This window comes from Kribbella sp. NBC_00889, from assembly GCF_045207705.1.
GTDB lineage: Bacteria > Actinomycetota > Actinomycetes > Propionibacteriales > Kribbellaceae > Kribbella.
Genome location: NZ_CP108783.1, coordinates 4983438 through 5000236 on the forward strand (window position 1 = coordinate 4983438; position 16799 = coordinate 5000236).

The window sequence follows — 16799 nt, forward strand, 5'->3', positions numbered from 1 at the left end:
GCGAATCACAGATTCACTATTCATGCTAGGCTCTTTCGTGTGCCGCAGGTGCTGAAGGATGACGTCCGGTCCCGGATCCGCGCAGCCGCACTCCGGGCGTTCGCCGTCCACGGGTACGCCGGTGCCACCATGGCCGGTGTCGCGGCCGAGGCCGGGATGGCACCGGCGAACCTGTACCGCTACTACCGCAACAAACAGGAGTTGTACGACGCCGTCGTACCGGATGAGGTCGTCAACACGCTGGAGCAGGTGGTCGGCCGCCGGGTCGAGGACTTCGCCGCGCTGGTGAAACGTGACGGCACGACCACGGATGTCGCCGACGACATGATGCGGTTCTGGCTGCAGTACCGGCTCGAGTCCGTCGTGATCCTCTCCGGTGCGGCCGGGACGCGGCACGCGGACGTCGTCGCGCGCATCAACAGCCTGTCCGTGGAGGCTCTCGTCAACGCGCTGCCGGCCGACTCGGTCGCGGCCGGCGACCTCGACCTGTTCGAATCCATCTGGACGAACACCTCGAGAACCATCGCCCGGATCCTGCTCCACAACGAGACCGAGGCGGACCTCCGTGCCACGATCACCAGCTTCTGGCGCTACCAGATCGCCGGTCTGACCGCCCTCCTCCGCCACCTCGCCCAGCGCTAGCCACTTTCAGGCTGCTTTCACGGCGGGCCTGGGCGGCGGTGACAGCGATCTGAAAGTTGCGCTACCTAGCGTCGGCGCATGGCCAGCCGTCCGACCATCCGCGAAGTCGTGGGCGTGGCCGAGTTCCGCGCCTTGTGGATCGCGCACGCGCAGTCCCGGCTCGGCGATCAACTCGCCCGGGTCGCAATCGCCGTACTGGTCTTCGACCGGACCGAGTCCGCCGCCGTCACCGCGTTGACGTACGCCCTGTCGTTCCTGCCGTCGTTGGTCAGCGCCCCACTGCTGACCGGGCTGGCGGACCGGTTCCCGCGCCGTACGGTGATGGTGGTGACAGACCTGAGCCGCGCGGGTCTGGTGACCGCGATGGCGATCCCCGGGCTGCCGGTCGCCGTACTAGCTGCACTGCTGATCGTCGTCGTCGGACTGCAGCCGCTCTACAGCGCTGCTCGCAACGCGATCCTGCCGACCGTCCTGGAGGGAGACCGGTACGTCGTCGGAGTCGGCCTGGCCAATGCGACCGACAGCATCGTCCAAGTAGCCGGATTCGCAGCGGGCGGAGCGCTGGTCGGCCTGACCGGATCGCACGTCGCGCTGGCGCTGAACGCGTCATCGGGCTTGCCTCGGCGGGATTGCAAGCGGTCCAAGGTCTCGGTGTCGCCGCTGCCGGAGCGGTGGCAGGCCTGACCTCACCGTCAACCGCGGTAGGTGTCATGGGTGCCGCCGGCGCGTCGCTCGCCATCTTCGCCGGTCGATCCTGGATCGCTGCCGCGAACCGGGCGGCAGAAGTGCCGTGATATTGCTTGCGGCAACTATTCCGGCGCCGTGGTCTCCAGACGGAAGGCCTCGACTGCGGTGGGGAGGGTGTAGAAGAGGCGGTCGGGGCCCAGGCGGTCGAGGAAGCCGGCGGCGTCGAGGTCGTCGCGGAGTTCCTGTTTGACGCGGGCCAGGGCGAGGACGATGCCGCGGGAGGTGAGGTCCTCGCGGAGGGAGTCGAGCGCATCGATGGCGGTGATGTCGATCTCGACGTTCGCCTCGGCGTTGAGGAGCAGCCAGCGGACCGGTGCGTCGGCGTCGTCGACCGCGGCCATCGCGCGGCGGCGGAAGTCCTCGGCGTTCGCGAAGAACAGTGGCGAGTCGTAGCGGTACACGACCAGACCCGGGACCGGCCTCGCGTCCGGGTAGTCGTCGATGTCATGCATGCCGGCGATCCCCGGGACATAGCCCAGGATGCCGTCGTGCGGGCGGGCGACGCGACGCAGTATGTCGATGACCGACAAGGCGACCGCGACCAGGACGCCGTACAGGACATCCAGCGCGATCACGCCAACCGTGGTCGCCATCGCCAGCAGGAACTCGCTGGTGCGGAAGCTGGCGATACGGCGGAACTCGGACAGTTCGATCAGCCGCAAGGCGGCGAACACCACGAGCGCGCCGAGCGCGGCGATCGGGAACGTCGACAGCAACGGTCCGGCGAAGACCAACGTCGCGACGATGACGGCTGCGGCGACGAGCGAGTACACCTGGCTCTTCGCGCCGGTGGCCTCCGCGAGGGCGGTCCGGCTTCCGCTGCTGCTGATGGGGAAACCACGAACCAGGCTGGTGGACACGTTGGCCAGGCCGAGAACGAGCAGTTCACCATCGGGGTCGACACGCTCTTGACCACGGGAGGCGAACGCGCGCCCGGTCAGCACCGTGTCGGTGTAGCCGACGAGGGCAACACCGAGGGCCGGCAACGCGAGCAGGCCGACGTCCGCAACCGAGATGTCCGGAAGTCGCGGAACGGGAAGCCCGCTGGGCACGTTGCCGACCACGGTCACTCCCTTGTCGCCCAGCCCTGCCACCCACGTCACCAAGGCGGCGAGCGCGACCACGATCAGCGGACCCGGCAGTCGCGGCGTCCAGCGAGCGAACGCGAGCAACAACCCCAGCGAAGCCAGTGACAACACCAGCGGCGCCGCCTGCCATTCGGCGTACAAACGAATCACGGACAGTACCTCGGCGGGCGGTGAGTCGCCGCTCACCGGAGCACCGGTCAGGCGGCCGAGCTGGCCCGTGATCATGATCACCGCGATCCCGGCCAGGTACCCGACCAGCACCGGCTTGGACAGCAGGTCCGCGAGGAACCCGAGACGCGCCAGCCATCCCAGCACGCAGATGGCACCGACGATCAGCGCCAGTACGGCGGCCAGTTGCGCGTAGCGGACCGGATCACCCGCTGCGAGCGGCCCGATCGCCGTGGCGGTCAGCAACGCGGTCGTCGACTCCGGGCCGAGCGACAGCAGCCGCGACGAACCCAGCACGAAGTACAACAGCAGAGGGCCGATAGCGGCCCACAACCCGGTCACCGCCGGCAACCCGGCCAGCTGCGCGTACGCCATCACCTGAGGCACGAAGTACGCCGCCACCGTGACCCCAGCAATCACATCCGGCCGCAACCAGCCCAGCCGATACTCCCGAAGCGTCGCCACCCCGGTCACCGACACAGACCATCTACCCATGCCCATCCCCTACCCACGCCCTGCCCGACGAGACCACAAGTACAACACCGCCACCCCACCCACACCCCACAGCCCGCCGAGACGTTCAAGCGCGGGCGGCAGCCCGCAACACACCGGGCGGGTGGGGACTACCTCGGGTCGGGTTTGACGGATTCGAAGCGGACGAGGATCAGGGAGCCTGCGGCGGAGAGGAGGAAGCCGGCAATTGCGGCGGGCCACCAGCCGGAGCGGACCGCGTCGTCGAGGACGAAGACGCCGACGGCGGCTGGGGTAATGGTCTGCAGGGCGATCATCGGAGTGGTTGCCAGCGTCACCGACCCACGCTGCAACGCGAGCGAGTAAAGAATGAACGCCATCGCCCCACTGATAGGCAGCGTGTACGTCGTGGGGCTGCGAAGCAACTCACCCACCGACCCGTCCTGCAACAACCGCGCCGAGATCGCGACCCCGGCGTACCCGAGGCCAGCCAGCAGACCAAGCAACGCCGTAGACACACCACGCTGCGACCGACTCGCGAGCGCACCAAGAACCGCAATCGCGACCAAACCGACGATGACCCCGATCGTCAGCCCGTGATGCTCCGTGCTCTCCCCCGCATCCCCCGCCGACACTGCCAGCAGCCCGAGCCCCACACAGACCGCAAGCACCGCAGACCACTCGAGCGCACTCAGCTGATCCGACATCAGTCGCGTCGCAAGCAACGCGGTCACGACCAGACTCACCGCGATCCCCGCCTGCGCCAGGTACAGCGGAAGGAGGCGAAGGGCAACGAAGTGCAACCCGAAACCGGCCAGGTTCAGCACCAGCGCACCAACGAACGCCGGCTGCTTGAGCAGCGCGACCACGAACCCGCCGAGCCGCCGCGGATCCAGCTCGGACTCGGTCGGGACCTTGCGCGAGCCGACTGCCTGCAGGATCGAGGCGATACCGAAGAGCACCGCGGCGCCGAGCGCCGCCCCCAGACCTAAGACCACTCAGACGACCTTGCGCCTTGGGACCCAGAAGGTCATGTAGAGGCTCAGCACCGCGTAGTACAGAAGGTAGGCCAGCGAGACGGCGACCACGATCGCATTCGGGTCGGGCATCTGGGCGAGGAGTACGGCGTACGACGCCAGCCAGATCGCGGTGGTCAGCAGGTTGAGCGACCGGAACGCCTTGGTCCGGGACGGGTAGACGTACTTGACCGGGATGAAGACCAGGATCGAGCAGACCACCAGGATGATGCCGGTGACGACCGGGGTGAGGCTGAGGACGACCACGTAGAACGCGACCACGTTCCAGTAGCTGGGGAACCCGAGGAAGAAGTGGTCGTCGGTCTTCGCGTCGACCCGGCAGAACTGGTAGCTGGAGGCAAGCAACGGCAGCGCGGCGAGCACCGCGCCGAGCGCGCCGGCGGGCAGGTAGTCGCCGGTCCAGAGCAGCACGATCGGGGCGAATGCGTAGGTCAGGTAGTCGACGATGTTGTCCAGCATCGCGCCGTCGAACCACGGGAGAGTCTCCTTGACCCGCAGCCGGCGGGCCAGCATCCCGTCGGTCCCGTCGATCACCAGCGCTGCCAGGCCGAGCCAGAGCGCACGGACCGCGTCCCCGTCGATGGCGGCGATGACGATCAGCAGCGCGAGCACCGTTCCGCTCGCGGTATAGGCATGCAGTGCCAGTCCGGCCAGACGCAACCGCGTCGACCCGACGAACGGTTCCTGCACCGCGTCGTGTGTGGTCAGGACGACTCCCAGAACTCGGTCGACGCAACGCGCCGAACTACCGAGCCCAGCGTCTCACAGTCCCTGGACCGCTCTGAGCAACCTGTACCGTTCCGCCGTGGAACTGTTCACAGACTTTACTGGGATGACATGGGCCCCGGGTGACCGACGGCGTCGTCTCAGTTACTGACCGGGTCCAGCAGGAACAGTGGGATCTTCCGGCTGGTCTTGGTCTGGTACTCGGCGTACGGCGGGTACGCGTCGACGGAGCGCTTCCACCACTCGTCGTACTCCGCGCCCTCGATCTCGCGGGCGACGTACTCGTTGGTGACGTCGCCGTCCTGCAGGGTGACCTTCGGGTCGGCCTTCAGGTTGTAGTACCAGACCGGGTTCTTCGGGGCGCCGCCGAGCGAGGCGACCGCGGCGTACACGCCGTCGTTCTCGACGCGCATCAGCGGGACCTTGCGGAGCTTGCCCGACTTGGCGCCGCGCATGGTCAGCAGCACCACCTTGAGCCCGATGATGTCGACCGCGTCGGTGGTACCGGCGGCTTCGACCTTCTCGACCTGGTTGCGGACCCAGCCGGTCGGGCTCGGCGCGTAGTCGTCATTGCTGGTTGTCATGTCACCAATGGTAATAGTGACGCATCACCATCACTAATCGCGGCGCGTCACACCGGGTCGAGCAGGAACAGCGGGATCTTGCGGGTGGTCTGGTCCTGGTACTCCGCGTAGAACGGGAATGCGGCGACCGCCCGCTGCCACCACTCGTCGTACTCCGCACCGTCGATCTCGCGGGCGGCATACTCCTTGGTGACGGTGCCGTCCTGCAGGGTGACCTTCGGGTCGGCCTTGAGGTTGTGGTACCAGACCGGGTTCTTCGGAGCACCGCTGGTCGACGCGACCGCCGCGTAGACGCCATGGTGCTCGACCCGCATCAGTGGGACCTTGCGGAGCTTGCCGGACTTGGCGCCGCGCATCGTCACCAGCACCACCTTCTGCCCGCGGATTTCGACGACGTGGGTGGTTCCGGCCGCCTCGACCTGCTGGACCAGGTCGCGAACCCAGTCCCTCGGGCTCGGGGCGTACTCGTCGTTGGTGGTTGTCATGTCACCGATGCTAGATCGGTGATGCATCACTATCGCCGGTTTTTCACCTTCTGGACCGCGGACCTGGTGCGGATGTCATCGGGAGGTAGCCTTCGTCGTGCGTCGGTAGCGTTCGGGGTCGCCGTACTGGTGGCGTAGCTGCACCTCCGACAAGGGTTCGATCCCGGTGAAGACGGACCAGATCACGCAAGCGCGACAGTCGACGCGACCAGGGCGGCCATCCGCAGGTGAAGTCTCACAGTGTCGCCGCCAGAGCCGCCAGCGCCGCCAGGCCGGCTTCCCAGGACTGGGCGGATTCGTCCGGGTGGGCCAAGGCGGGTGGATCGAGGCGGTCGAAGCCGGACTCGACCACACCGAGCCGGGCACCGTCGCCCTCCGGCGTGAGGGTGAACTCGACCAGGTTCGCGTTACCCGGCGCCGGGTCGGTGTCCGCCTCGACGGCGTACCGGTAGGCGAAGCGACGGCCGGGCTCGACCTTCTCGACGAAGCCGAGGTAGCGCCCGTGCTCATCCCACTGCAGCACGATCCGGCCGCCCGGCTTCAGGTCGATGTCGGCCCCGCCGAACGCGTACCACCGGGTGAAGTTCTCGCCCTGGGTCAGCGCCGCCCAGACCTGGTCCGGCCGCGCCTCGACGTACACCTCACGTTCCACCCTGCTGTCCATGGCCACCACCCTGCCAGCGCCGGTAGCCGCAGACCAGCCGGTCGGGTTCACGGCGCGCAGGACTGCAACTGCCTGGCGGTCGCGATGGTGGCCTCGATCCAGCGCCGGCGGAGGAAGTGCGCCTTGAGCAGCCGATGTACGCCGTCCAGCACGACCAGGCGGCCGCGGTACGCGACCAGGTTGATCGGGTGGTCGAGGTCGGAGTCCATCACCCGCTGGTAGCTGCCGCGGAAGTTCATCGGGGTCTCGGCGACCTGGTTCGGGGTGATCTTGAACCGTTCGCCGTCGAGCTGCCACAGCGGCAGGTCGAACATCCAGACCAGGTCGGCGATCTCCACCGGTTCGACCTTGAGGTCCAGCGCCCACAGCTTCTCCAACTGCCAGCGGTCCGGCGGGAACGCGTCCCGGACCGCGTCGGGCATCAGCGCGACCAGTTCCTCGAACGACACGTCCGGCGCCGCCCGGTCAGCATCCTTGTCGAAGCCCTCGCTCGTCACGATCGTGCAGGCTACGCCATCACGAGCGCAGCTCTACCCGTGGGCCAGGCGGTGGATGATGACGATCGCCGAGTCGTCGCCGGGGCCGCCGGCATTCGCCACCAGCGCTTCAGCGCCGCCCAGAAAGCCCTGTCCGACAAGGCGTTCCGCGTGCCCGGCCAGCCGGTCGGTGCCGCGGACGATGTCGCGGCGAGGTGTCTCGACCATCCCGTCGCTATAGAGGAAGAGCGCGTCGCCGAGCTTCAGCTGCCCATGGTTCACCGCGAACTCCGGCGCCTCCATCAACCCGAGCAGCGGCCCGTCGGACTCGCGCGTCTGCCAGCGCCCGGCCCACGCATCGAACAGGATCGCGGGCGGGTGACCAGCGGTCCGTACGTCGAAGTCCCCGGACTGCAGGTCGACCGCGACGTGCACCACGGTGGCGAAGTCGTCGTCCCAGTCCTGCCGGCGAATGTAGCGGTTCGCCGACGGCAGGAAGTCCTGGGCCGGGACGACGCCGAGCAGCCCGCCGAACGCACCGGACAGCAACAGCGCCCGGGTGCCGGCATCGATTCCCTTGCCCGAGACATCGACCAGCGCGACCTCGAGTGTCTGCTCGTGCGTCGTCGACACCACGAAGTCACCGGAGAACGTCGACCCACCGGCCGAACGGATCGCCACCTCGAGCCGCCAGCCGATCGGAATCTCAGGCAGGTCGCTCTGGGCCGTCAGCGTGTCGCGCAGCTCCATCAGCATCGACTCGCCGCGGGTTCCCGGAACGCCGAGCTGGTTGCGCACCTTCGCGTTGGTGATCACGATCCAGCCGATCACCCCGAGGACCAGCACGAACCCGGTCTTCGGCAGCGCCGGACGGGACATGACGACGAACGAACTGACCGTCAGCGTGAACAGCGTCAGGACGAGCAACTGCTTGAAGCGCAGCAGCAGCCCGCCGAGCAGCAGCGGGATGATCAGCGCCGACGCAGGGAAGTGCGTCTTCCAGCTCAGGCTGGCGACGGCGAAGAGCACCGTCATCAGCAGGATCGCGGCGAACGCCATCGGGTGCGACCGGCGCGCACGGCGTACCAGCGCGTCGACCCGGCGGCCGACCCGTCGCACTACTCCAGCGAGACCGCCGCGCCAGTTCATGGTGTGAAGAACATAACGGCACTCCCTGGTCCGCGCATATCATCGTCATACAACCGTTGGCTGCCGTCACTTGCGAGTGAGACCTGTCCGCTGGCATTTGGGGCACCAGAAGAGGTTGCGCCCGGCCAGGATCTCGGTCCGGATCACCGAGTGGCAGACGTGACACCGCTGGCCCTGGCGGCGGTAGACGTACACCTCGCCGCCATGATCGTCCTGCCGTGGGTCACGGCCCATCGCCTCAGGTGTGTGGTCGTCGGCAACGGTATCGATGCGGCCGGTCTCGACGCCGTATTTCATCAGCTCGAGCAGGTCGTTCCACATGCCTTGCCACTCGCGCTTCTTGACCAGGTGGCCGCGCGTCATCGGGTGCAGCTTCGCGCGGAACAGTACCTCGGCGCGATACACGTTGCCGACACCGCTCAGCACCCCTTGGTCCATCAGCAACTGGCCGATCGGCAGCTTGCTGCGATGGATCCGCTTCCACGCCAGTTCCGGGTCCGCGTCGTCGCGCAGCGGGTCCGGCCCGAGCCGCGCGATCAGCACCTCGCGTTCGCCGTCGGCCAGCACCTCGCACACGGTCGCCCCGCGCAGATCGGCGTACGACGTGGCGTTCTGCAGGCGGAGGCGGACCTGGCCGACCGGTTCGGGCACCGGCGCCGTACCGAAGTCGACCTTGCCGATCAGACCGAGGTGGATGTGCAGCCAGCCGGCGCCCTCGAAGTCGGCGAAGAAGTGCTTGCCGTGGGCTTCGGTCTGCCGCAGCACGTGGCCGTTGAGCAGCGCGGCGCCGTCGACGAACCGGCCCTGTGGACTGGACGCCTGGACCGGGCGGCCGCCGAACGCGTCCCAGATGTCGCTCGCCAGGCGGTGCAGGGTGTGACCTTCAGGCATGATTCCTCATATGGGGATGACCAATGGAACGCAGGGCTCGCCGGGAGCCAAGGGCCGCAGCGGTCCGCCCACGCCGGCCGTGGTCGGCACGGGTCGCTCGATGCGGGCCCGCGACGTCTCCCGTCCCCGCCGGCCCGCCGACCGCCGCCCGGCCAAGACCGGGACAGCCGCCGACGCGCCGGAGGATCACGACAGCGGCGGCAGTTCGCCGGTCGACTCGTAGCCCGACAGCATGTCGATCCGGCGGGTGTGCCGCTCCTCGCCGGAGTAGTCGGTGGCCAGGAACGTCTCCACGAACCCGGTCGCCTCCTGCTCCGAATGCATCCGCGCGCCGACGCTGATCACGTTGGCGTTGTTGTGCTCCCGGCCGAGCCGCGCGGTGTCGGTGCTCCAGGCCAGCACCGCCCGGACCCCCTTCACCTTGTTCGCGGCGATCTGCTCACCGTTGCCCGAGCCTCCGATCACGATGCCGAGGCTGCCCGGCTCCTCGACCACCGCTACCCCGGTCCGCAGACAGTACGGCGGGTAGTCGTCGACGGCGTCGTACACGGCGGGGCCGTGGTCCACGACGTCATGCCCGGCAGCCGTGAGGTGCTGGACCAGGTGGTTCTTCAACTCGAAGCCGGCATGGTCAGAGCCGATGTGCACTCGCATGGCCAGAAGTCTCGCATCAGCTCGCAGGCCGCCGTACGCCGCCCGGCACGGTCAGCGCCGCGGTCAGCGCCGTCACGTCCGTGTAGGCCTTGTCGTACTGCGTTCCGCGCGGGTGCAGGGTGAACACGGCGACGATGGTGCGATCATCCGCCCCGACCGTCCCGGTGGTGTGCAGTGCCTCGCTCACCAGATCCAGCGGGACGTCGACCGGCTTGGCCTTGTCCGAGCCGTAGCCGCTCGAGCCGAGGAATCCCGACCAGCCCTGCTTGATGCTGAAGTCCGGGTCGAAGACGGACGCGATCCCGAAGTACTGGTCGAAGCCGTCAGTGCCGAGGCGGGTCGGCTCATGCAGCAGGCCCATCATGTACTCGCGCACCGGTGCCGGAGCCTCGTCGAGGATGTGCCGATAGATCCGGACCGTGTCCGCGGCGGTGATCGCGACGTAGCCCCAGAAGCCCGGGTGCGTGGCCGGCGGCGCGGCCGTGTGGGTCAGACCGAGCCGCCGAACCATCCGCTCGACGATCCCCGCACCACCGAGGTGATCCCAGTAGTAACTCGCCGCGTCGTCGTCGCTGCTGCGCAGCATGACCTCGAGCCGGGCCCGGTCCTCGGCCGGCACGTCGTACGCCGGTCCGCTGTCCCAGAGCAGGTCGAGCACGATCAGCAGCTTCACCACCGACGCCGACCGGAACCGATGGTCGGCGTTGTGTTGCTGGACGAACTGCCCGGTCCCGCGGTCGAAGACGGCGATCCCCGCCGTCAGTCCCGGGGGCACGGCAACGGTCTCGGGAAGTTCGTCACGCAACGTCATCTGGTACCTGCTCACTGCTCGGAGAACTACTTGGTGAGTAACCTTCACCATCCGGGCGGTGCGAATTCAAGCCTTGAATCACAGACCGAATCAGTCGAAGATCGGGCCCCGGTCGCGGGTGCGCTTGATCTCGAAGAAGCCCTCGGTACCGGCCACCAGGCGGACGCCGTCCCAGAGCTTGCCGGCCGCCTCACCCTTGGGCGCGGGCGTGACGACGGGGCCGAAGAACGCGGTGCCCTCGACCGAGATCACCGGCGTACCGACCTCCATGCCGACCTGGTCCATGCCGGCGTGGTGCGACTTCTTCAGCGCGTCGTCGTACTTGTCGGTGTCGGCGGCCTCGATCAGCGACGCGGGCAGGCCGACCTCGGCGAGCGCCTCCTGGACCACGTCACCCTTGCCGTCGCCGATGCCGCGGCCCTCGACGTGGATCCGCCGGCCGAGCGCGGTGTACAACGGCAGCAGCACCTCGTTGCCGTGCGCCTGCTCGGCCGCGATCAGCACGCGGACCGGGCCCCAGGCGTTGGTCAGGAAGCTCTTGTACTTGTCCTCCAGATATTCGCGGCCATCGTTCAGGACGGCCAGGCTCATCACGTGCCAGGTCGTCTTCACATCCCGGACTTGCTCGACCTCGAGCATCCAGCGAGACGTCATCCAGGCCCAGGGGCAAGCCGGGTCGAACCAGAAATCGGCGGGGGCAGTCATGTTCTCGATCATACAAAATCAAACAATCAGGCACCGGTTTGGTATCCATGCGCAATGTCGCGGGGAATCCGTCGGCGAAGCCTGGAGCCAGGTGCATAGGATGCCGACATGCCTGGAACCAACCTGACGCGCGACGAGGCGCGTACCCGTGCGGGCGTGGTCAGCGACGTGAGCTACGCGATCGAGCTGGACCTGTCCAACGCCCCGAGTGGCGCCCCGACGTACCCGTCGGTGACCACCATCACGTTCGCCGCCGAGGCGGGCGCGAGCAGCTTCGCCGACCTGATCGCGGAGAAGGTCCGTGAGGTGACGCTGAACGGCCGCGCGCTCGACCCCGACACGGTGTACGACGGCGCGCGGATCCAGCTGGACGGGCTGGCGGACCGCAACGAGCTCCGCGTGGCCGCCGATTGCCTGTACTCGCGCACCGGTGAAGGGCTGCACCGCTCGGTCGACCCGGCCGACAAGGAGACCTACCTCTACACCCAGTTCGAGGTGCCGGACGCCCGCCGGGTGTTCGCCACCTTCGAGCAACCGGATCTCAAGGCCCCTTTCACCTTCACCGTGTCCGCACCGGCCCGCTGGGTCGTCATCTCGAACGCTCCGGCCCCCGAGCCGACGCCGTACGCCGGTGCGAACGGCGAGGAGCTGGCCCGCTGGGAGTTCCCGCCGACCGAGCGGATCTCGACCTACATCACCGCTGTCGTGGCCGGGCCGTACCACGTCGTCACCGACGTGTACGAGGGCCCGCACGGGTCGTACCCGCTGTCGCTGCTGTGCCGTCCTTCCCTGCAGGAGGCGCTGGACATCGACGACCTGTTCGAGGTGACCAAGCAGGGCTTCGAGCTGTACGAGAAGGCGTTCGGTACGCCGTACCCGTTCCACAAGTACGACCAGGCGTTCGTGCCGGAGTACAACATGGGCGCGATGGAGAACGCCGGCTGCGTGACACTGCGGGACGAGTACCTGTTCCGCAGCCGCACCACCCACGCTGAGATGGAAGCGCGCGCCAACACGGTGCTGCACGAACTGGCGCACATGTGGTTCGGCGACCTGGTGACCATGACCTGGTGGGACGACCTGTGGCTGAACGAGTCGTTCGCCGAGTGGGCCAGCCACTGGGCGCAGGCGGTCGCGACGACCAAGTACGCCGGTGCCTGGACGACGTTCTGCAACGCGCGGAAGAACTGGGCGTACCGCCAGGACCAGCTGCCCTCGACGCACCCGATCGCGGCCGACATGGTCGACTTCCACGCGGTCGAGGTGAACTTCGACGGCATCACCTACGCCAAGGGCGCGTCCACGCTGCGGCAGCTCGTCGCGTTCGTCGGTGAGGACACCTTCATCACCGCGCTGAAGGAGTACTTCGCCGACCACGCCTTCGGCAACACCGAGCTGACCGACCTGCTCAAGCCGCTGGAGAAGGCGTCCGGCCGCGACCTGGACGACTGGACCGAGCGCTGGCTGCGGACCGCCGGGGTGAACACGCTGCGGGCCGACTTCGCCGTCGACGCCGAGGGTGCGTTCACGTCGTTCGCGATCGAGCAGACCGCGACGGAGAAGTTCCCGGTACTGCGGCCGCACCGGCTGGCGGTGGGTCTGTACCGCCGGACCGACGACGGACTGGTCCGCACCGAGCGATTCGAGGTGGACATCGACGGCCCGCGCACCGAGCTGCCCGAGCTGACCGGCGCCACCCAGCCGGATCTGGTGCTGCTGAACGACGACGACCTGACCTACGCCAAGATCCGCCTGGACGAGCGGTCCCGGGCCACGCTGGTCGAGTCGATCGACCAGCTGTCCGAGTCGCTGCCGCGGGCACTGGCGTGGGGCGCTGCCTGGGACATGACCCGCGACGCGGAGATGCCGGCCAGCCAATACGTCGGCATCGTGCTGCGCGGGATCCGGGCCGAGACCGATCTGACCGGCGTACGGTCGCTGCTGACGCAGGCGACCAGTGCCATCAACCTGTACGCCGCCCCGGCGAACCGTCCGGCGCTGCGGACGCAGTTCGAGGAGACGTTGGCTAGTTTGCTCGCGGACGCCGAGGCGGGCAGCGACCACCAGCTCGCGTTCGCCCGGGCGTACAGCTCGGCGGTGTTCTCCGACGCCGGCGCGGACCGGCTGACAGCTTGGCTGGACGACCGCGACCTGCCGCCCGGTTTGGTCGTTGACACCGACCTGCGCTGGACGCTGATCGTCGCACTGGCCCGGCTGGGCCGGATCGACGCAGCGGAGATCGACGACGAGCTGACCCGCGACACCACCATCACCGGTGGCGAGCGTGCGGCTCAGGCGCGGGCAGCGCGGCCGACCGCCGAGGCCAAGGAAGAGGCGTGGCGGATCGCGGTCGAGTCCGGGGACACCCCGAACGAGACGCAGTTCAGGACCATCCTCGGCTTCCAGCAGCCGGGCCAGGAGGACCTGCTCCGGCCGTACGTCGAGAAGTACCTGAGCGCGGCCAAGGACGTCTACACCCGCCTCGGCTCGTCGATGGGCGAGAACGTGCTGGTCTACCTGTCGCCTCGGCACCTCCCGGAGCAGTCCACGCTGGACGCGCTCACCGGGTGGCTGTCGGTGGAGTCGACGTCGGTCGACGCCCCGACGCTCCGCTACGTCACCGAGGCCCAGGCCGACCTGACCCGCGCGATCGCGGCGCAGGAGCGCGACGCCGGCTGACCCGTCCTCCCGCACAGCGCCGGCCCCACTCCGATGTGGGGCCGGTGCTGTCGTGGTCGGCCTGGTGACCTGTAGAACTGATGGGGTGCCCGCTTCTGACCCCGCCCTGGCCGGTGCGGCAGCCGTTGCGCTGACCGGACTCGCAGAGGCGTACCGCCCGCGACCTGTCACGCCGCTGATGCCCTGGCGGTACCCGCACCGGCTCGTGAAGCCGTACGTCATCACCGCACGCGGACGGCAGTGGGACGACCACATGGTGGAGGTCGCCCGTGCCACCGCCACCAGGCAACTCGAGTTCGACGACGCGATGGGCGCGCTCGGTCTGGCCGTGGTCGTGCTGCACCTCGGCGACGACGCGATCTACCTCGTCGTACAGAGCTGGTCGAAGGACTTCCAGTCGCGGCTCAGCATCTTCAGCGGCATGGAGGCCGACGATCTGCGGCCGGCGCCGATCGGCGCCGGTCCCTGCATCTGGGAACAAGAGGTCCTCAGCCACGAGCGTGCGTCGTACGTGACTCATATCCTCGGCGCAGGTGTCGACATCGACGCCTGGCTGGACGACGCCCTGGACACCCGGCCGCAACCCAAGCTCGACGGCATCCCCTCCGGGACCTAGCTCCAGTCACCGCTCCGACGCAGCGCGTGAGGATCAAACGATTGCTCGTCGGCGCATCGTGAGGACACGTGCGCGGACGGCGATTCCCTTGTGGAGAAGGAGATTCTCGCCACCTGAAGAAGACTCACTTACTTGCTGGTTCGGTTTAAGCTGCGGGTGAATCAGCCGATAGCAGGGAAACTGTGGGGAGGGGCCCTTGCCGTGACACCCGTGGATCACCGCAGGCCGCCCGCCCGGGCAGCACGGAGACATCACAGCCCTTCACGGCACCGCGAGTCCCCCGCGGAGCAGCCGCGGAAGCCCCAGCGGTCGCACAGCGCCATCGGCGCTTCGATCGTGGCCGCGGCCGCGATGCTCGCTGTGTTCGCGTTCATCCTGACGCGGGGATCGGCCGGGCCGACGACCGACGACGGTCTGCGGACGGGCGCCGTACCGAACGGCGCCGCGGCTCCAGCCGAGGGTGGTGCGACAGCGAGTCCCGATCCGGAGCCGTCGGCCGGCACGGCCAAGGCGGACCGCAAGCCGCCACCCAGCACGCCGGCACCGATGGCCCGCGCCAGTACGCCGGCCGTCAACACCGGCCCGACCTCGCCGGCCTTCAAACGCGGCCAGTGGATCGCGGTCCTCGACAAGTACCCGACCGACGTCGGCCTGGAGGCCGACACGGTCGCGAAGGGTACGGCGGCCAAGCTCATCGCGGCCGGCGTGCCGGCGAAAGCCATGCTGGTGAACGGTCAGTACCCCGGCCTCGCGGACAGCTCCATGGAGCCGATGACCGACAGTTGGGTCGTCTACCTCGGCCCGGGCTCATCGTCGGAGCAGGTCCTCGATGTGTGCTCCGCGCCGAAGACCCAGAAGGCGTACAGCAACCCGGCCTGCCCCACCTACGAGCCTGCGGCCGCGCCGGGCAGCTGAGGCGGCGGATCGGTCGCGAGCCGCGCATGCAGGTGCGAGTCGTGACGCTCGCCGTTCGCCTCGACGAAGTAATCCCGCATCGTCCCTTCCAGCTGGAAACCCGCCCGCGTCGCAACCCGGCACGAGCCCTCGTTGATCAGCGAGTGGTCCAGCGAGAGGCGGTGCAGCCCGAGACCGTCCGACGCGAACGCCCACCGGGCCGCCGCGTCGAGTGCACGGGCACCGAGCCTGCGGCCGCGCGCCGAGGGGCTGACCCAGTAGGCGACGACCGCCTGCTCAGGCACCCGGTTGACGTCGCGGACCGACACGGTGCCCACCACCTGGTCCGTCGCAGCATCCGCGATGGCGAACACCGCGCTGCCACGCGCCCAGCCGTCGATCCGCGGCTCCAGCCACCGCCGGGCGCGATGTTCCGCCGGAGTGCGGATCACCGCGGTACCTCCGGTCCAGCGCAGGATGTCCGGGTCGCGCAGCGCATCGGCCACCGCGGTTTCGTCCGACCGAACGAACGGACGCAGTACGACGTCGCCCAGCTCGATCCGGCGTGGCTGGAGCGCCGGGCTCACTGCTTGTGCGGCTCGTTCGCGTGCAGCAGCGGCGCCTGGTGCGCGTGGGTGCCAAGCTGCTGGACGCCGGTGACCAGACCGCCGGTCAGGTCACCAGTGGCGAACGAGGTCTGCATCGCCAGCGCGGCCAGACCGGCTGCCGTGTCCGACAGCTGCCGCTTGGCGAGCGCTCCGGTGACGATCTCCAGGCGGCGCCCCGCGGGGTCGACGTACACCAGGACAGTGTGGTCCGGGTCCTCGAGCTCGTTCAGCAGCTCCAGCGCGAACGGGCGGGTCTCGGAGTCCGCTCCACCGACGTACACGGAGAAGTGCAGGCCGGAGACCTCCTCGGCGTGCCGGACCGCTCGCTCGATGTCGTAGAGCTGGTCAGGAGTGAATGCGTCACCAGCTGGCACTTGCGCCTCCGGTCGTGCGGGCGACGCCGCTGCCGGCGGTCGCGGGGGTCCCCGGCGCACCGGGCAGCTCGGGCAGATGGGCCGGGTCCGGCTTGGTCGCGACCGGACCGTTGATCCAGACCGGCGGAGCCCACCAGGACAGGCCTGGGCGGTAGCGCGGCCCCTTCGCGATCGACGGCGCGAAGACCAGCAACGCCACCACCGCGATGACCAGCACGGGGATACCGACGAACACCAGCACGGTGTGGCCGGAGAGCAGAGAGATCACACTCCAGAGCCTAGTCCCCCACCCCTCCACGGTTGCCCCGGGGCTCACCCCGAGACAACCAT

General features: G+C 68.6%; 21 protein-coding genes. 6 read left to right on the forward strand and 15 right to left on the reverse strand.

Annotated elements, in window-relative coordinates; genetic code table 11:
* Nucleotides 1-39 precede the first annotated feature (39 nt).
* Complete coding sequence (locus tag OG817_RS24135) at nt 40-642, forward strand: TetR/AcrR family transcriptional regulator (protein ID WP_406046910.1); 603 nt, start codon at nt 40-42, stop codon at nt 640-642.
* A gap of 78 nt (nt 643-720) precedes the next feature.
* Nucleotides 721-1326, forward strand: a complete 606-nt coding sequence (locus OG817_RS24140; protein ID WP_406046911.1) for an MFS transporter — start codon at nt 721-723, stop codon at nt 1324-1326.
* Between the two features lie 125 nt (nt 1327-1451).
* Here OG817_RS24140 and OG817_RS24145 read toward each other — a convergent pair whose 3' ends face one another.
* From OG817_RS24145 to OG817_RS24185, 9 genes are all read right to left on the reverse strand, one after another.
* Nucleotides 1452-3140 (reverse strand): SulP family inorganic anion transporter, encoded by a 1689-nt coding sequence (locus OG817_RS24145; RefSeq protein ID WP_406046912.1) that lies wholly within the window; start codon nt 3138-3140, stop codon nt 1452-1454.
* Nucleotides 3141-3268: 128 nt separating this feature from the next.
* Complete coding sequence (locus OG817_RS24150) at nt 3269-4114, reverse strand: hypothetical protein (protein ID WP_396394953.1); 846 nt, start codon at nt 4112-4114, stop codon at nt 3269-3271.
* On the reverse strand, nt 4115-4843 hold the full coding sequence (locus OG817_RS24155; protein ID WP_406046913.1) for a CDP-alcohol phosphatidyltransferase family protein: 729 nt from the start codon (nt 4841-4843) through the stop codon (nt 4115-4117). It lies immediately after the preceding gene.
* A 176-nt stretch (nt 4844-5019) separates the two neighbouring features.
* A complete protein-coding gene (locus tag OG817_RS24160) occupies nt 5020-5463 on the reverse strand; it encodes a nitroreductase family deazaflavin-dependent oxidoreductase (RefSeq protein ID WP_406046914.1) in 444 nt (147 codons plus the stop codon).
* 47 nt (nt 5464-5510) lie between these two features.
* Complete coding sequence (locus tag OG817_RS24165; RefSeq protein WP_406046915.1) at nt 5511-5948, reverse strand: nitroreductase family deazaflavin-dependent oxidoreductase; 438 nt, start codon at nt 5946-5948, stop codon at nt 5511-5513.
* Nucleotides 5949-6183: 235 nt separating this feature from the next.
* Nucleotides 6184-6612, reverse strand: coding sequence for an SRPBCC domain-containing protein (locus OG817_RS24170; RefSeq protein ID WP_406046916.1), 429 nt, complete (start codon nt 6610-6612; stop codon nt 6184-6186).
* A gap of 47 nt (nt 6613-6659) precedes the next feature.
* A complete protein-coding gene (locus OG817_RS24175) occupies nt 6660-7109 on the reverse strand; it encodes a hypothetical protein (RefSeq protein ID WP_406046917.1) in 450 nt (149 codons plus the stop codon).
* 33 nt (nt 7110-7142) lie between these two features.
* On the reverse strand, nt 7143-8237 hold the full coding sequence (locus OG817_RS24180; RefSeq protein ID WP_406046918.1) for a PP2C family protein-serine/threonine phosphatase: 1095 nt from the start codon (nt 8235-8237) through the stop codon (nt 7143-7145).
* 66 nt (nt 8238-8303) lie between these two features.
* The gene (locus tag OG817_RS24185; protein WP_406046919.1) at nt 8304-9128 is read right to left on the reverse strand and encodes an Fpg/Nei family DNA glycosylase; all 825 of its coding nucleotides are present in this window, start codon (nt 9126-9128) and stop codon (nt 8304-8306) included.
* A gap of 10 nt (nt 9129-9138) precedes the next feature.
* Between OG817_RS24185 and OG817_RS24190 the strand changes: the two genes are divergently transcribed.
* Entirely contained in the window at nt 9139-9351 is a 213-nt protein-coding gene (locus OG817_RS24190; RefSeq protein ID WP_406046920.1) for a hypothetical protein, read from the forward strand.
* Here the strand turns inward: OG817_RS24190 and OG817_RS24195 are convergent.
* From OG817_RS24195 to OG817_RS24205, 3 genes are all read right to left on the reverse strand, one after another.
* Entirely contained in the window at nt 9315-9782 is a 468-nt protein-coding gene (locus OG817_RS24195) for a ribose-5-phosphate isomerase (protein ID WP_406046921.1), read from the reverse strand. The two genes, OG817_RS24190 and OG817_RS24195, sit on opposite strands and share 37 nt — an antisense overlap.
* Before the next feature lie 16 nt (nt 9783-9798).
* Complete coding sequence (locus OG817_RS24200) at nt 9799-10593, reverse strand: hypothetical protein (RefSeq protein ID WP_406046922.1); 795 nt, start codon at nt 10591-10593, stop codon at nt 9799-9801.
* A 90-nt stretch (nt 10594-10683) separates the two neighbouring features.
* On the reverse strand, nt 10684-11298 hold the full coding sequence (locus OG817_RS24205; RefSeq protein ID WP_360456256.1) for a DsbA family protein: 615 nt from the start codon (nt 11296-11298) through the stop codon (nt 10684-10686).
* 108 nt (nt 11299-11406) lie between these two features.
* On the opposite strand from OG817_RS24205, the gene pepN reads away from it, so the two are divergent.
* The 3 genes from pepN to OG817_RS24220 all read left to right on the forward strand — a co-directional run bounded on the left by pepN (nt 11407) and on the right by OG817_RS24220 (nt 15508).
* The gene (gene pepN, locus OG817_RS24210) at nt 11407-13977 is read left to right on the forward strand and encodes an aminopeptidase N (protein ID WP_406046923.1); all 2571 of its coding nucleotides are present in this window, start codon (nt 11407-11409) and stop codon (nt 13975-13977) included.
* 85 nt (nt 13978-14062) lie between these two features.
* Nucleotides 14063-14593 (forward strand): hypothetical protein, encoded by a 531-nt coding sequence (locus OG817_RS24215; RefSeq protein ID WP_406046924.1) that lies wholly within the window; start codon nt 14063-14065, stop codon nt 14591-14593.
* Between the two features lie 336 nt (nt 14594-14929).
* The gene (locus OG817_RS24220; protein WP_406046925.1) at nt 14930-15508 is read left to right on the forward strand and encodes a hypothetical protein; all 579 of its coding nucleotides are present in this window, start codon (nt 14930-14932) and stop codon (nt 15506-15508) included.
* On the opposite strand, the gene OG817_RS24225 is transcribed toward OG817_RS24220, so the two are convergent.
* From OG817_RS24225 to OG817_RS24235, 3 genes are read right to left on the reverse strand one after another with little or no spacing between them, the layout of a single operon-like run.
* Nucleotides 15478-16074, reverse strand: coding sequence for a GNAT family N-acetyltransferase (locus tag OG817_RS24225; protein ID WP_406046926.1), 597 nt, complete (start codon nt 16072-16074; stop codon nt 15478-15480). The two genes, OG817_RS24220 and OG817_RS24225, sit on opposite strands and share 31 nt — an antisense overlap.
* Nucleotides 16071-16469, reverse strand: a complete 399-nt coding sequence (locus OG817_RS24230; RefSeq protein WP_360456241.1) for a DUF5130 family protein — start codon at nt 16467-16469, stop codon at nt 16071-16073. The genes OG817_RS24225 and OG817_RS24230 overlap by 4 nt, the downstream gene beginning before the upstream one ends.
* Nucleotides 16456-16737, reverse strand: a complete 282-nt coding sequence (locus tag OG817_RS24235; protein WP_396394969.1) for a hypothetical protein — start codon at nt 16735-16737, stop codon at nt 16456-16458. Before OG817_RS24235 ends, OG817_RS24230 begins: the two co-directional genes overlap by 14 nt.
* Nucleotides 16738-16799 lie beyond the last annotated feature (62 nt).